Consider the following 14,917-nt stretch of genomic DNA (forward strand, 5'->3'; position numbering starts at 1 on the left):
ATTGAACTGGGAGTTTGTGTGACATCCTGTGCCAGTGTCCACGGGGTACGCACCTACGGGCGTGGTGACGTTCCTGTTCACCGACATTGAGGGTTCGACCCGTCGGTGGGAAACAGATGCGGAGTCGATGCGGGCGGACCTGTCGAAGCACGATCAGGTGTTGCGCACGGTGATCGACGCCCACGATGGTTTCATGTTCAAACACACCGGCGATGGTGTGTGCGCCGCGTTCGCGTCGCCGAAATCTGCTGTAGATGCTGCAGTAGACGCACAGCGTGCACTGGAGTTACCCGTGCGGATGGGACTGGCGACCGGCGAGGCCGAACTGCGCGACAGTGACTACTTCGGAGCAGTGCTCAACCGGGCTGCGCGGGTAATGGCTGCCGGGCACGGCGGTCAGGTCCTGCTGGCCGACTCGACAGCGATACTTCTCAGTGAAGTCGATCTGGTCGATTTGGGACCGCGCCGTTTGCGTGATGTGTCAGCGCCGGTGGGGTTGTTCCAGGTCCGAGCGCCCAGCCTCCAGACGGACTTTCCGCCACTACGGGCGCTGGATACGAGTCCGGGAAATTTGCGACCAGGGACCGCGAGCCTGATCGGACGCGAGACCGAGGTCACCGAGGTCCAAGCCGCAGTGCGCACACATCGGTTGGTGACCCTGACCGGAGTCGGCGGGGTCGGCAAGACGCGCCTCGCATTGGAAGTCGCGGCACAACTGAACGATGAGTTCCCCGACGGGGTTTGGGTTTTCGAGCTTGCGGCGGTTACTGATCCCGCAGCGGTGCCCGACGCGGTCGCGGCGGTCTTGGGCATCACTCAGCAGCCGGGTAAAAGCGTGACCGAGTCGGTGGCCGCCGCGCTGGAGGGCAGAGTCCGGCTGTTGGTGTTGGACAACTGCGAGCACCTGCGCGACGCAGTCGCCGATCTCGTCGAGGCCATCCTCGCGCGCTCTCCCACTGTGAAGGTTTTGGCGACCAGCCGCGAAGGTTTGGGGGCTGCTGACGAGCAGCTGTGGCTGGTGTCCTCACTGGACGTTGACGCCGGTGCCGACTCGGCTGCGGTGACACTGTTCATCGAGCGCGCCCGTAGCGTGGCGCAGCGGTTCTCTTTGGCCACAACTGATCAGACGGCGGCGGTCATCGAGATTTGCCGCCGCCTCGACGGTATCCCGTTGGCCATCGAGCTGGCCGCAGCGCGTCTGCTCTCGATGACGGTCATCGAGCTGCGGGATCGCCTCGATGACCGGTTCCGCCTGCTGGTCGGGTCTCGGCGCGGGCTAGAACGTCACCAAACACTACGCCACGCGGTGGCATGGTCATATGACCATCTGAACGATGTCGAAAAGTCTCTACTGGCAAGGTGTTCGGTGTTCGCTGGCGGGTTCGACCTCCCCGCCGCATGCGCCGTCGCCAATTCTGGTGACGACCTCGCCACACTGGATCTGCTGGATGCGCTCGTGCGCAAGTCGCTTGTAGTCACCGATCGGACGTCGGAGCAGACCCGGTTTTCGATGTTGGAGACGATTCGCCAGTTCGTCGAAGAACAACTCATTGGTCGCGGTGAAGCCACCGAGGTCCGGACCGCCCATGCTCGCTACTTCGCCGAGCGTGAAACAGACATCATGGCCGTGTGGGACAGCCCCCGACAGCGCGAGGCCTACGACTGGTTCACCGCCGAGCTGGCCAATTTGCGCGCCGCCTTTCGGTGGGCCGCTGACCACGGCGAGCTCGACGTGGCCATCCCGATCGCGGTATACGCGACAGTACTTGGCGCTCTAACCGAGAATTACGAGCCGATAGCCTGGGCCGAAGAGCTGATCGAACCTGTCCGCGCCGTCGACCATCCCCGGCTGGGGGACCTGTACGAAGTGGCGACACGTTGCCAAATGTTGGGACGTGTCGAAGAAGCCGTCCGCTACGGCGACGCCGGGAAAATCGTTGTAGAACGCAGCGGCTACGACGCGCTATCGGGTTTCGAGAGTTGGCTTGTCGGTGTGAATGTCAGGCAGGGGATCGCCCAGCCCGAAATCGAATGGATACGTGGCCTGCTTGCACGCGGTCACGACCCTTACGCAGTGACCAGGACCGCACTGGTGTTGGGACTGATGAGGGCCGGTTCGCACGCAGAGGCGATGGCCACCGCCAAAGGACTGATTGACGCCGCTAACGCCTTGTCAAACCCGTGGGCGCACTCACATGCACTTCTCACTTGCGGCATCGCCTGTCTCGATGCCGATCCCGTCGGCGCACGTAACGCTTTGCGCGAGGGCCTGCTGATCGCCCAACACAGCGGAAACCACTACAACGAAACCCACCTCGTGACCGTCCTTGGTCGTCTCGAGGCCCAACACGGCGAGCCGCTGACCGCACTCGACTATCTCAATCTCGCCATCCGCAACTATCACGATTCCGGAAATGTCCTAGTCATGTGTGTACCGCTAACTGTCCTAGCGACGCTTCTTCAAGAGTTGGGACGTGAAAAACAAGCCGCCACCATTTCGGGCTATTCAGTCAATCCCTTTACCGCATCGTGGCTCCCCGAGATCGGCTCAGGGGTCGCCCACCTGCGCGAGGCCCTCGGCGAATCCGCCTACGAATCACTGGCGGGCCAAGGCGAGACCATGAGCACCGCCGAGATCGTGATATACGCCTACGAGCAGATCGACCAGGCCCGAGCAGAACTCAATGCTGTCTCGAAATAGACCACATTCGAGACACCGACTTCTGCGACCCGCATATCCGTATCACCCGAGGTGATGCCGTCTCTGAAGTCCGTCTCAGAAGTGCTCAGCTTAAGACTTGGCGGGCGAGTAGTTGGGGCGCCCCAGCCCCAGTGCGTGCTGAGCGATCATGTTGCGGAACACCTCCAGCGTGCCGCCGTAGATGCCCGTCGGACCCGCGAGCCGGAAGACGTACTCGACGCCACCGTCGTCGGCGGCGCCCTCGGTGCCCACCGGGAGGCTGGCCGCGGAGCCCAGCAGGTCCATCAGGTCGGGGGTCACGTCGCGCATGGTCTGCGCGATGGCGACGCGACCGAACATCTCCGGAGTGCTCATCGCCGCCTCCATGCGTGCGATGCCGACGCCTAGCCGCAGCTTCACCGCGTCGTCGTCGAGGAGGCGGTGGCCCGTCTCGTCCTCGGTCGCAACGACCGCGGCGACGTGGTCGACCGCCTCGGCCATCACGTTGATGTGTTCGGTCATCACGGCGATCTTCTCCAGGCCGTCGGAGCCGCGCTCGTACGTTCCATGTTCGGCGTCGAGGGCCTGCCGCAGGACCGCCCAGCCGCCATGGACGTCACCGACGCGGTAGCGGTCCGGGATCCGGACGTCGCTGTAGTAGGTGATGTTGGTGCGGTCGCCGTCGACGGTGCGGATGCCCTGGATCTCGACGCCCGGCGTATCCAAGGGCACCAGGAACATGGTCAGGCTCTTGTGCTTTGGCTCGTTCGGGTCGGTGTTGGTGATGAGGAAGACGTAGTGCGCGTTGTGCGCGTTGGACGTGAACATCTTGGAACCGTTGATGATCCAGTGATCACCGTCGCGTACGGCTCGGGTCTTGCACGTCGCGATGTCGGAGCCGCCATCCGGCTCGGTGTACCCGAGGCACAGTCGCGTTCGGCCCGCGAGCACGCCGGGTAGCACCTCGTTGGCCAGGTCGGGCGCGGCGAACTGCGCGACCGACTTCGCCACCATCGCCGTCGTCCCCCAGTGGAACCACGGGGTGTGCGCCCGGCTGATCTCGAGCTCCCAGATCCGGCGGCGCACCGCGTTGAATCCGCCTTCGGCTGCGGTCTTCCAGTCCGATTCCAGGTATCCCGCGCCGCCCAACGCCAGATGTACCTCCTCGTCGAAGTTCTCACCCGTCTCGCGGTCGCGCCGGATCACCTCGTCGGTCACCAGCTCGGCGAGGAACGACCTCAGCTCTTGCTGGAACTCCTGGTCCTCGTCGGACAGGGCCACTCGGGAGAAGTCCACGTCAGATGCTCCGTCCCGCTTGGGCTTCCCGAGCACAGACGAGCTCGGCGATCCGTTTGGCGCTGGCTGCGGGATCGCCGCCGGCCAACGCCCAGCCCCTGGCCCGCAGCAGGTACGCCGACGAGGCTGCCTCCGCCGAGACCCCGAGACCGCCCTGAACGTGGACGGCCGTGGTGGCAGCCCTTGGCGCCTCGTGGGCCATGAAGACGAACGCGGACGCCGCGAGCTCGGGCCGTTCGTCGGGCTCGTTGTCCAGGAACCACGCGGCGCGACGGGCGAGATTGCGGCCGCCTTCGACGGTGATCGCGACGTTCGCCAACGGGTGCGAGATCCCCTGCAAGGTGGCGATGGGCACACCGAGCGTGTACCGGGTCTTGGCGAATTCGGCCGCCGCAAGCATGGTGGCCTCCACAAGGCCGGTCAGGGCCGCAGCCATCAACACTCGCCATTCATCCAGAGCCCGTTGGTAACTCGCGACGGCTTCGGCACCGCTGGCGAGCACTAGCCGGTGATCGGCGGACGCCGGGTCGACCCAGGCCATCGGGAGCCGGCCGATGTTGTCTACCTTCGTCGGCCTGGTGTCGAAGGACAGTCGGACAACGTCGTCGCCCTCGCGGATCACGACGTGGTCGGCTACCGCCCCCGCCGGGATCAGCCGCTTGCCGCCACGACCGTCGACCCGGGGGTCGAGACAGGCGACCTGCTCACCGTTGATCAGTGCGGCCGACTGCGCGTCGTCACCCAGTGCACCCAGTGCGGCGAGCAGCCGGGTGGCGCAGACGTGGTCGATCCAGGGCACCGGGGCGATCGCCCGGCCCACCTCCTCGGCGACCAGCGTCAGGTCGACCAGCGTCGCGCCGTCGCCGCCGACGGCGTCGGGCAACGCCATCGTCGTGGCGCCCGTGACGCACAGTCGCTCCCAGAGACTCTTGTCGAAGCCGGAACCCTCTGCGGCCCAAACCGTCTCGATGCCGCACTGGGTCTTGAAGAACTGTCGATACGCGGACTGAAGGTCGTTGTGGTCCTCCGACAGGCTGTAATCCAGCCTGCGCAACTCAAATCGATCCATCGGCGCGCTCCGCTGTTCCCGCTGCCATCACGGCAACTCCTACAGCGAGCGTGACATTTCCTCACTATTTTGTAAAGTCGCGCCGCCGATCCTCGACGGCCAGGCGGCGGCGACGGCGAGGCCTGCGATGACGAAGCAGGCGACCGCGTAGGAGAGCGTGCCGGTGGGCGTGCCGTCGCCTGTCACTCCGTCGACCGCCCCGAAGTAGGCGGGCAGTGCGCTGAGCCAGAGCAGAGCCAGCACACCCAGGTACAGGGGTCCGAAGAGCTGGACGAAGGGGTTCGCGGCGACTGGTCGCTCGTCGAGCCGCCGGCGCACTAGCACCGGGACGGCGACGATTGCGAAGAGGGCCAGGTAGCCGGCGAACACGACCGCCTGCGCGGTGGTGTTGGGCTCGTCACCGCCGAACACCGACGAGGGCACGGACAAGATCCCCACGCCGACCACCACGAGCGCGCCGGCGACCAGGGTGCGCCACGTCAGGCTCACGCCAGTGAAGCGGCGGCCGGCTTCGACGTGACGACCGACGAGCAGCATCGTCAGGAAGGTCAGCACCGCGGGCCCCAGCGTGGCGAAGATGACCACGCTCGTCATCGGTACGGAACTGAAGAACGGATGATTGAGCGGGTTGTCGGTGTTCCACTGCCACCAACGCAGTTGGGGCCCAAGCTGATCGAAGACCTCGTAGAAGCAGTGATGGACGAACCCGACACAGACGGCGCCGACCACGATGCCGTGCCTGCGGAACGTGCCGAGGCTACGCACGATCTCGAAGGCCAGGGTCGTGACGGCCGGATACAGCGCAACGATGTAGAGCGGCAGCCGTTCGTAGAGGAACTGAACGGTGAAGACGTTGTGGTCGAACACCACGCCGATCTGGTCCTGGATGCCGAAGACGTCCGGGAAGTACAGCGGTATCTCGGTGACGAGCAGGTACACGATCGAGCCGACCCACAGCACCAGGTTGGTCGGATCGCCCTCCCGCCGCAGTCTGCGAATGGCCCACCACAGCGCCAGCACCGCGCCGAACACCATCATCGCCTCGAGTACCGGCAGAGTCCAGTTGGTCAGCGCCAGCGGATTGCGGAGGTGAATCACCGAAGGTGCGTCGTGGCAGGTGAATCCGCCCAACTCACCGGCGATCCGATCGAACGTCTCGTTGCATTGCGACATGGGCTCGACCTCAGCCCGCCACGGTGGAGCCGTACCAGTGGGCGACGTCGCATCCCTCGTCCCACCGTGTGAACCACTCGTCGGCGAACCGTGGCAGCCGGTCCTCGGCCGGATCGTGGAACGGCGTCTGACTCAGCAGCACCCGCACACCGGCGACGAGCTTCTGACTGAGCGGGACCCCCGCGAACGCGGGCGGCCCCGCATCGGCTTCGTCGCGCCCGGACGGGCGCAGCTTGCGCATCGACTGCCGAATTCCGTACGACGGCAGCAGGGTACGTGCGTCCACCTGACGATCCTCGAACGGCACGTGCTCGTTGACGCCGTCGGCGATGACCTCCATCACCCGCAGCATGTGCTTGACGACGCCGGGTAGCGCGCGGATCCGGTACCACCGCTTGCCGACCACCGCGTCGTAGATGACCAACGCAGAGCTGCGGTGCTCGACCTCCTCGACGAAGTGCCAGAGGAACAACGACGCGACCCGGTCGTCCCCGGGCCGGAACAGCACGTCGGAGTTGTCGAGCATCAACTTGAAGCTCGGGGTGAACGTCGCCTCGAGGTCGGCGACGTAGGCCAGCCGGAACTCCAACGACCTGGTGGCGGTGACCTCGTCGAACAGCGCCAAGCTGTCGTCGAACGCCTTCTGCAGCCCCGGATACCGCTTGATCAGCGCCATCACGTGCTTGCGGTGCGACGCCGAATGCTGGGCCTCCTGACGCAGGAACGCCGTCGCCTCCTCGGCGACCGCGGGGTCGGTGATCAGCGGCTTGGCCTCCGTCACGGCCGCGACGATCATCTGCTCGAACCCGATGGCGAGGATCGACGTGGCGTTCATCGAGAAGGAGAACGCGGGATTGCGCGGGTTCCAGACGAACGGCACGTCGTCGGTGAAGTCGAACCGCGGCCGTCGCACCTGAAGGTCCGTCATGGGTCCACCCCTTCGCCGTAGTGATTACACACCATTACAGATTGTGTAACTTCTGAATGATCGACCACCGAGCGCATAGAGTCAAGGAATGGGACGCAAGGGTTGGGCCGGATCGCCGCCCGCCGACGACGACGAGGCGCGCAAGCGCATCATCGACGCCACCTTGCACTGCATCGAACGACGCGGCACGGCGCAGACGACGCTGTCGAACGTCGCTGACACGCTTGGCATTACCCGGCGCACCATCTACCGCTACTTCTCGGGCACGGACGACCTCTTCGCCTCCGTCGCCGAGGTCGCACTCGGGGGCTTCGTCGCCCGCATCGAGGCCGTCACCGCCGAATTGGACGTCACCGAGCAGCTGATCGAAGTGGTGGCCTACATCATCGAGCAGCTCCCCCACGAGCCTCAGCTGACCCTGCTGCTCGCCAACGACCACACCCACCTGTTCAGCCGCCGCATGTTGATGCCCGACGAGATCGCCCGCTGTCGGGCCACCCTTCAACACACTCACATCGACTGGGCGGCAATGGGCTACACCGAGGAGACGCTCGACGAGCTCGTCGAATTCCTGCTGCGCATCATTCAGTCGATGGTGATCGCCCCACGCGAACCCGCTCGGTCCGGCACCGAACTCCGCGCGTTTCTGCGCCGGTGGATCACACCGGCAATCTCTTGAGCAGGCGGCTGACCCGATCCGACACGTACACAGAGACCAGCCCGTTGAAGAAGTCGACGCGAAGCCGAGTCAGCTTGGAACTCTTGATCTTCCACTGGCCGCCACTCTTGACGTACGTCTCGTGGTAGTGACCGTACCCGCGCATGTTCACCCCGGGAGCCATCCGCACGACGTCCTCCAGCGCCCAGACTCCCCTGGCGGTCGTCTCCGAGGTCAGTTCGATTTCAGGTGCGTGCACCTGATGCGCGGTGACTTGTGAGGGCTTTCCGAGCGTCTTGCGGAGGAAGGCGATGAACTCGTCGGCGCCCTCGATGACCTTGCCGCCCGCTTCGGACGTGTCACTGAGGAAGTCATCAGTGAAGATGGCGCGCCACGCGGTCCAGTCCTTGGTGTCGAGCAACCGGCAGTACCGCGCCTTGAGCTGCTTGAGCGACTCAATCTCCATCAACCTCGAAGCGTCATCCACTAGTCGAGCGTGACACTTTCGCACGACTCTGTAAAGCTAGTGCCATGGGCATCGTGACCACCAGTTCGGAGACCGCGTTCACTCAGTCCGCAGAGGAGGTCTACGACTTCGTCACCAACCCGGCGAACTGGACCAAGACGTATCCCGGGAGCGCGCACATCGAGGGGCTGCCCGACGAGTTACCCCTCAAGGTGGGTGACACGTGGACCGAAGCGGGCCCAGCGGGCGACCGGATCTTCACCTGGCACCTCGCGATTGCGATGAGGCCGAGAATGTTCGTCTTCAACTCGGTCGGACGGCTCGGCCATGACCGCGACGGCAATGGCGGCATGGAAGGCCGCATGACCATCCAGTATCAGTTCACCCGACCACGTGCGGACATCACGCTGTTTACCAGGACGATGACGATCGAGGCGTACAAGGGCGTCGCCATGCCGGACAAGTTCTTTCAGATCGTCAACCCTGCCAACATCGACGACTACCACGCCGCCGTCGCACGGGAACTCGCCGCCGCCGCTACCTGAGGGGCGGGTGGAGGGCGCGTCGCAGTGCATCGCCCTGCATCGCGAAGAGCCGCTGGCTGAGCTCCCAGTCCGGCAGCAGTGAGTCGAACCCGTGGCACGTCCCGGGGATCACGTGCAGTTCGGTCGCCACCCCCATTCGCAGCAGAGTCGTCGCGTAGCCGATGGCCTCGTCGCGCAGCGGGTCCAACTCCGAGCAGGAGATGAAGGCGCTCGGCACGCCGCTGAGGTCGCCCGCACGGGCGGGCACGGCCTCCGCAGGCACCGGTGCCCCACCCGAATAGTGTTGCCACATCGCACTACACGCGGGCCCATCGAACCCCGGCGTAGTGAGGAATTCCTCCTTCGACGGCGTCGAGCGGTCGTCGAGTACGGGCTGGTGCAGTAGCTGGAACACCACCGGTGGCGCCTGGCCCCGTGCGGAATGCTGGGCCAACAGCGCGGCCAACGCTCCCCCGGCGCTGTTGCCCGCCACGGCGACTCTGGCCGCGTCGACCCACCGCAGCACGGCCAGCGCGTCGTCCAGGCCTGCGGGATAGGGGTTTTCGGGTGCCAGGCGGTATTCGAACGAGACGACGGTGCACTGGGCGCGCCGGGCGAGTTCGGTGCACTGGCGATGGTCGATGTCGAGGTTGCCCAGCACGAACGCACCCGAGTGGCAGTAGACGACCACGGGCGCGGGTTCTGCTCCGCCGTGGTAGATCCGGACCGGAATCGTATGCGAACCCGCCGGGACGGCGTCGTCGACGATGTCCACACCGGTGGTGTCGAGCGCTTCGACGGCGTCGGCCCTGCGCTCGTTCAGGGCCTGCCGCAAGACATTGATGCTGTTGGCGGACAAGTCGGTTCGTGCCTCCGCGAACGGGTGCAGCGCCGGGTGAAGCCGAGCGGTCAACGTTTCGTCACTCACGGGGCGTCGAAGGCGTAGTCACCGCGCTTGAACCGCCGGGTCATGGTCCAGAACACCCGCGCACTGCGCGGCCACTGGGTCACTACGCGACCGTTGGCGGCCCGAAAATAGTTGCTGCACCGCGTGGTCCACACCGTGCCCTCCATCCACCGGTCGATCTTGGCGAGGAAGTCGGTCATCGCGTGCGGATGCACCGCCACGTATCGCTTGCCCTTGCGCCGCATGTACTTCAGCATCCGCACGACGTAGTTGGCCTGCGCCTCGAGCATGAAGATCACGCTGTTGGAGCCGACGTTGGTGTTCGGGCCGTACAGCATGAAGAAGTTCGGGAAGCCGGGCACCGCCATGCCCATGTAGGCGTGGGCGCCGTCGTGCCAGGTGTCGCGCAGTGAGACGCCGTGCTCGCCGACCACGTCGACCTGCCCGAGGTAGTCGGCTGCGGCGTACCCGGTGGCACACACGACGAGATCGACGTCGAGCTCGGTGCCGTCCTCGGTCACCAGCGCGCGGCTGCGCAATGCCTTTGCGGGACTGGAGATCACCTCGACGTTCCCCTGCGTCAGCGCCGGAACGAAGTCCGAGGAGAACACCAGGCGCTTGCAGCCCATTGGATGGTCGGGGGTGAGCTTGTCGCGCAGCGCGGGATCGTCGACGGTGGCCTCGAGGTGCTTCAAGGCGATGGCCTTGAACTCCTGGGTCTTGTCGCTGCCGTTCTCGATCACCGAGATGTTGCGCTCGCTGCGCAGCCACATCCTGGTTCGGTGGACCTTCTTGGCAAGCGGAACGTGTGCGAAGACCCACTTCTCGCGGTCTGTGTAGGGCCGGTCTGGCTTCGGCAGAATCCACGTCGGCGACCGTTGCACCGAGTACACCTGCTTGGCCACCTTCGCCAGTTCCGGAAGGACCTGGGACGCAGTGGAACCGGTGCCGAGCACGGCGACGCGGGCGTCCTCCAGCGGCACGGAGTGGTCCCATCGCGAGGTGTGCATCACCGTACCCGCGAACGGCTCCTCCTCCAGAAGCACAGGCATCACGGGCTGAGCGAACAGCCCGACCGCGGAGACCACGACGTCGAACACGTGGCACTCGCCGGTCGACGTGGTCAGCTGCCACGTATCGGTGGCGGAATCCCATGCCACCGAGGCGATCTCCGTGTTCAGCACGAGATGCGGGCCGAGTCGGTAGCGCTCGGCACACTGCTCGAAGTAGCTCAGGATCTCCGGCTGGCCCGACCATAGCCGCGACCAGCCGGGGTTGAGGTGGAACGAGAACGAGTAGAGGTGGCTCTTCACGTCGCAGGCGAGCCCGGGATAGGTGTTGATCCGCCACGTTCCGCCGACGCCGTCCTCGCGGTCGAAGATGGTGAAGTCGCGAAAGCCGGCCTTCTGCAGGAAGATCCCGAGGGCCAGCCCACCGGGTCCCGCGCCGATGATCCCGACGGACAACTTCTTCGACACGTTTCTCATCCGATCTGGAGGCTCTGGCCGCCATCGACCACGAGCTCGGATCCCGTGATGAAGGACGCGTGCTCGGACACCAGGAACGCCACCGCGTCGGCCACCTCAGCGGGCTTGCCCAGCCGGCCGCTGAACGCACGCTCGACGAGCCGGCTCTGTGTGGCCGGGTCGAGCATGGGAGTTTCGATGGGCCCGGGAAACACTGCGTTGACCCTGATTCCGGCTGGCGCGAGTTCGGCGGCCGCAATTTGCGTCAGACCGCGCAGCGCCCACTTCGACGACCCGTAGGCGGCGTGGTTGGGAAACGGCCGAATCGCACCCGTACTGCAGGTGTTCACGACGGCGGCCCCATCGGCGCGCCGGAGCTGCTCGAGAGCCGCCTGGATGCCGAGGAACGGGCCGAGGCAGTTGACGCGCCAACTGCCCTCGAACCCGGCGACGGTTTCGTCGGCGAGCGAGGCGCGGTGCAACACCCCCGCGTTGTTGACCAGCGAGGTGAGCGCCCCGAACCGCTCGACGGCGACGGCGACGGCATATTGCCACTGTTCAGCCGAGGTCACGTCGAGCGGGACCGCGATGACGCCATCGCCGAATCCTTCGACACTGGCGCTCAATTCGTCGGCGAGCAGGTCGCATGCCGCCACCCGCACCCCGTCGTCGGCGAGCCGTTTGACTATCGCGGCGCCCTGGCCACGGGCGGCTCCGGTGACCAACGCGACACGATCGCCCATCAGCTGTACCCCTTCGCCGCGGGGTTGCTCGAAGCGTCGGCCGATCCGGTCGCCTCACGCAAGTGGTCGGCGGCGCCGCGGCGAAGCGCCTGCGACTCCGAGGCCAGGGTGATCATTCGAAAGCCCCTTTGCGCCATGATGTTTCCGATCTTCCCGTCGCCCGCGTGCACGCCCGCGATCAGGCCTGCAGCCGACGCCACCGTGGCGACGCGCACCATGGCGTTGACGACCGCCGGTTCCGTCCACGCCTGCGCCAGTCCGTACCCCATCGAGATCGCCAGGTCGGCGGGGCCGACGTAGAGCCCGGCCAGTCCCCCGACCGCGGCGATCTCGTCGAGTGCCGCCAAGCCGCGGGCGGTTTCGATCATCACGAACACGCTGGCCCGCGCCTCGAGTGCGGCCGGGTCGTGGCCGAGGCTGGCCCGCAGCGGCCCGAAGCTGCGCACCCCGTCGGGCGCATAGCGGGTGGCGGCCACCGCGGCGGCCGCCTGTTCCGCGGACTCGACCATCGCGACGATGACCGCGTCCGCGCCCGCGTCGAGCACGCGGCCGATGGGCGCCGCCTCCGCCGTCGGCAGTCGGACCGCGGTGGCGATCGGAACGTGCTCGAGCCGACGGATCAACCGAGCGGCATCGGCATCGCCGAGATACCCGTGCTGCACGTCGAATCCGACGTATCCGTATCCGGCGCGGGCGAACTCCTCGGGGCCGATGTCGGTGGGGCCGACGACCCAGCCACCCCAAACCGGCCCCGGCTCCGCGAAGGCCGCCTGCAGCCTGCTCGCGCTCGTCATGGAACCAGCGCGATCTTGACGCGCTGCGGCGTTGGCCGGCAAGCGAGTTCGAATGCGGACTGGACGTCGGACACGCTGATGGTGTGCGTCAGGTAGGCGGGCAACAGGTCGGGATGCGCCCTGGCGAAGTCGTCGGCGAGGGCGAGCACGCGGCGTCGGTCGAGCGTCACACCCGACTTCAGCGTCAGGTTGTTGCGCAACATGATGCGCATGCTGATCGGGTAGCTGTCGTCGTCGGGCACTCCGAAGTAGAACACGGTGCCCCCGAAGGCCGCGGCCTCCACCGCGTGGCCCAGCGTCGCCACCTGATGTCCGACGGCCTCGATCACCACGTCGGGCTTGTCGGTGGCCGCGAGGTGCCGCACCCATCGGTCGCTGGTGGCGCGCACGACCGTGTCCACCCCGAACGCACTGGCCACGGCGGTGCGGTCGACCGGGTCCACCCCGGTGACGCGCGCGGCACCCGCGGCCTTGGCGACGTACGAGAACAGCAGCCCGATTGACCCCTGCCCGATGACGGCGACGTGGCGTCCGGTCAGGTCGGGCAGCTGCTCGACGGCGTACAGCACGCAAGCCAGCGGTTGCAGAGCCACGGCATGCTGCGGGGTCAGGGCTGAGTCGTAGTGCGCCAACCCGTTTCCGTCGGCCACCACGCGCTCCATGAGCCCGTCGAAGCCAGATGCCCACCCGACGACGCGGTCGCCGCGCTGGTGCTCGGGATGTCTGCTCGCGATGACCTCGCCCGCGATTTCGTGGATCGGGAAGCCATCCATCTCGGCGGCGCTGGATCCGGTGTCGCCAGGCAGCTTGCCCTGGGTTCCGCGGAAGCCGGGAAGGTCGCTACCACACACGCCGGCGGCCAGAAACTGCAGCAGCACGTGGCCTTCGGCCAGCGACTCGGGTGAGGGATCCGGAAGTTCGCGTCGCTCAAAGGTGTACGGCGCGACGAGGCGATAGGACCACATCGTCAGACGCCCTCCACCTGGACTCCAACAGGGACACTGCTCCAGCCCCACTGAAAGCTCGAAGGCGGTCGGTCCGCGGCGGCATGGTCGACCTCGAAGTCGGGCACCCGCTTGAGCCACTCCGTCACCATGATCGCGATCTCGAGCCGCGCCAGGTGCACACCGAGGCAGAAGTGCTGGCCGCGCCCGAAGGCGAGCAGCCGCTCGATGGGCCGGTTCCAGACGAACTCGTCGGCGTCCGGGTACTCTCGCTCGTCGCGGGCCGCCGAGCCGAGCAGCGTGATGATCCGTTGCCCGGGCTCGATGGTGGTGTCGTGGACGGTGAACGGCTTGCGCACCGTGCGCGCAAACCATTGCGCCGGTGCGCAATAGCGGATCATCTCCTCGCGCGCGACGGGTACGTTGGCCTCGAGGTCCGCGCGCACCGCGGCGAGTTGGTCGGGATGCTGGGCCAGCTCCCAGAGTCCGTGGGCGACGATCTTGGGCACCGTCTCGGTGCCTCCGATGAACACCCCGAGCATCTGAACGGCGGCCTCGAGGTCGGACAGCGGCGACCCGTCGGGCAGCCGGTAGGCCAGCAGGCCGTCGACGATCGGCAGCGGCTCGCCGTCCGACTGGGCCCGTCTGCGCTCGACGATCGGTGTCAGGTACTCCAGGTAGCCGGGCCTGGCGTTGGCCACCTCCACCCCGCTGCCGGGCTGTGCCTGGCTGCCCGCGTTAACGGTGGCGAGCACGTCGGCGGCGAGATCGGCTGGCAGTCCGACCAATTCGCAGACGATCGAGGCGGCGACGATGCCGCCGTAGTCCTGGGTGAGGTCGAAGCGGCCCTGCGGCAACAGCACGTCGAGGCGCTCGTTGGCCAACGTACGAATCCGGTCGGCCAGCGTGGTCACCGGCTTCGGTCGCAGTTGGCTGGACGTGCAGCGACGGACGTCCTCGTACAACGGCGAGTCGAAGTTCGCGTGAAACGGCAACGGGTGCAGGGGCGGATCGGGCACCGGCCCGTGGTTGTGGTGCGCCAGGACCGTCGCTGCGGGCAGCGTGCCCTCCGATGCGACGAAGGTGCCGTCGGCCAGGGCCAGCACGTCCCAGATGTCGGCGAACCGCGACAACGCGTACGTGTCCCACGCGGGGACGTAGTACACGGGGTGTTCGTCACGAAGCGTGCGGTAGTACGGCAATGGGTCAGCCATCACCGCCGGGTCGAACGGATCGTACGAGAATTCCTGAGCCACGGTGTTTCTCATG

At 66.4% G+C, this 14,917-nt stretch carries 14 protein-coding genes; 3 read left to right on the forward strand and 11 right to left on the reverse strand.

Annotated elements, in window-relative coordinates; translation table 11 throughout:
• Nucleotides 1-64: 64 nt before the first annotated feature.
• Entirely contained in the window at nucleotides 65-2,701 is a 2,637-nt protein-coding gene (locus SLQ33_RS18845) for an AAA family ATPase (protein WP_319455554.1), read from the forward strand.
• Nucleotides 2,702-2,791: 90 nt separating this feature from the next.
• Here SLQ33_RS18845 and SLQ33_RS18850 read toward each other — a convergent pair whose 3' ends face one another.
• The 4 genes from SLQ33_RS18850 to SLQ33_RS18865 are packed head-to-tail and all read right to left on the reverse strand — an operon-like array spanning nucleotide 2,792 to nucleotide 7,146.
• Nucleotides 2,792-3,976: an acyl-CoA dehydrogenase family protein gene (locus SLQ33_RS18850; protein ID WP_319455384.1), complete on the reverse strand. Its 1,185-nt coding sequence runs from the start codon at nucleotides 3,974-3,976 to the stop codon at nucleotides 2,792-2,794.
• Nucleotide 3,977: 1 nt separating this feature from the next.
• Nucleotides 3,978-5,045, reverse strand: a complete 1,068-nt coding sequence (locus SLQ33_RS18855; protein ID WP_319455385.1) for an acyl-CoA dehydrogenase family protein — start codon at nucleotides 5,043-5,045, stop codon at nucleotides 3,978-3,980.
• Between the two features lie 39 nt (nucleotides 5,046-5,084).
• Nucleotides 5,085-6,218, reverse strand: a complete 1,134-nt coding sequence (locus tag SLQ33_RS18860) for a hypothetical protein (RefSeq protein ID WP_319455386.1) — start codon at nucleotides 6,216-6,218, stop codon at nucleotides 5,085-5,087.
• A 10-nt stretch (nucleotides 6,219-6,228) separates the two neighbouring features.
• Nucleotides 6,229-7,146 carry a metal-dependent hydrolase gene (locus tag SLQ33_RS18865; protein WP_319455387.1) on the reverse strand — a complete coding sequence of 306 codons (918 nt, stop codon included), beginning with the start codon at nucleotides 7,144-7,146 and terminating at the stop codon, nucleotides 6,229-6,231.
• An 88-nt stretch (nucleotides 7,147-7,234) separates the two neighbouring features.
• On the opposite strand from SLQ33_RS18865, the gene SLQ33_RS18870 reads away from it, so the two are divergent.
• Nucleotides 7,235-7,825: a TetR/AcrR family transcriptional regulator gene (locus SLQ33_RS18870; RefSeq protein WP_319455388.1), complete on the forward strand. Its 591-nt coding sequence runs from the start codon at nucleotides 7,235-7,237 to the stop codon at nucleotides 7,823-7,825.
• Here SLQ33_RS18870 and SLQ33_RS18875 read toward each other — a convergent pair.
• The gene (locus tag SLQ33_RS18875; protein ID WP_319455555.1) at nucleotides 7,806-8,270 is read right to left on the reverse strand and encodes a nuclear transport factor 2 family protein; all 465 of its coding nucleotides are present in this window, start codon (nucleotides 8,268-8,270) and stop codon (nucleotides 7,806-7,808) included. The genes SLQ33_RS18870 and SLQ33_RS18875 overlap by 20 nt on opposite strands.
• 65 nt (nucleotides 8,271-8,335) lie before the next feature.
• Between SLQ33_RS18875 and SLQ33_RS18880 the strand changes: the two genes are divergently transcribed.
• Nucleotides 8,336-8,815 carry an SRPBCC family protein gene (locus SLQ33_RS18880; protein WP_319455389.1) on the forward strand — a complete coding sequence of 160 codons (480 nt, stop codon included), beginning with the start codon at nucleotides 8,336-8,338 and terminating at the stop codon, nucleotides 8,813-8,815.
• On the opposite strand, the gene SLQ33_RS18885 is transcribed toward SLQ33_RS18880, so the two are convergent.
• Genes SLQ33_RS18885 through SLQ33_RS18910 form a run of 6 tightly spaced genes read right to left on the reverse strand, consistent with a single transcriptional unit; the run spans nucleotide 8,808 to nucleotide 14,916 of the window.
• Nucleotides 8,808-9,722: an alpha/beta hydrolase gene (locus SLQ33_RS18885; protein WP_319455390.1), complete on the reverse strand. Its 915-nt coding sequence runs from the start codon at nucleotides 9,720-9,722 to the stop codon at nucleotides 8,808-8,810. The two genes, SLQ33_RS18880 and SLQ33_RS18885, sit on opposite strands and share 8 nt — an antisense overlap.
• Entirely contained in the window at nucleotides 9,719-11,188 is a 1,470-nt protein-coding gene (locus tag SLQ33_RS18890; protein ID WP_319455391.1) for an NAD(P)/FAD-dependent oxidoreductase, read from the reverse strand. Before SLQ33_RS18890 ends, SLQ33_RS18885 begins: the two co-directional genes overlap by 4 nt.
• On the reverse strand, nucleotides 11,185-11,910 hold the full coding sequence (locus tag SLQ33_RS18895) for an SDR family oxidoreductase (protein WP_319455392.1): 726 nt from the start codon (nucleotides 11,908-11,910) through the stop codon (nucleotides 11,185-11,187). Before SLQ33_RS18895 ends, SLQ33_RS18890 begins: the two co-directional genes overlap by 4 nt.
• Nucleotides 11,910-12,704 carry an HpcH/HpaI aldolase family protein gene (locus tag SLQ33_RS18900; protein ID WP_319455393.1) on the reverse strand — a complete coding sequence of 265 codons (795 nt, stop codon included), beginning with the start codon at nucleotides 12,702-12,704 and terminating at the stop codon, nucleotides 11,910-11,912. The genes SLQ33_RS18895 and SLQ33_RS18900 overlap by 1 nt, the downstream gene beginning before the upstream one ends.
• Complete coding sequence (locus tag SLQ33_RS18905) at nucleotides 12,701-13,669, reverse strand: zinc-binding dehydrogenase (RefSeq protein WP_319455394.1); 969 nt, start codon at nucleotides 13,667-13,669, stop codon at nucleotides 12,701-12,703. The genes SLQ33_RS18900 and SLQ33_RS18905 overlap by 4 nt, the downstream gene beginning before the upstream one ends.
• Nucleotides 13,670-13,671: 2 nt before the next feature.
• Nucleotides 13,672-14,916 (reverse strand): cytochrome P450, encoded by a 1,245-nt coding sequence (locus SLQ33_RS18910; protein WP_319455395.1) that lies wholly within the window; start codon nucleotides 14,914-14,916, stop codon nucleotides 13,672-13,674.
• Between the last annotated feature and the right edge of the window lies 1 nt (nucleotide 14,917).

The sequence above is a fragment of the Mycobacterium sp. RTGN6 genome, assembly GCF_033804605.1.
Classification (GTDB): domain Bacteria; phylum Actinomycetota; class Actinomycetes; order Mycobacteriales; family Mycobacteriaceae; genus Mycobacterium.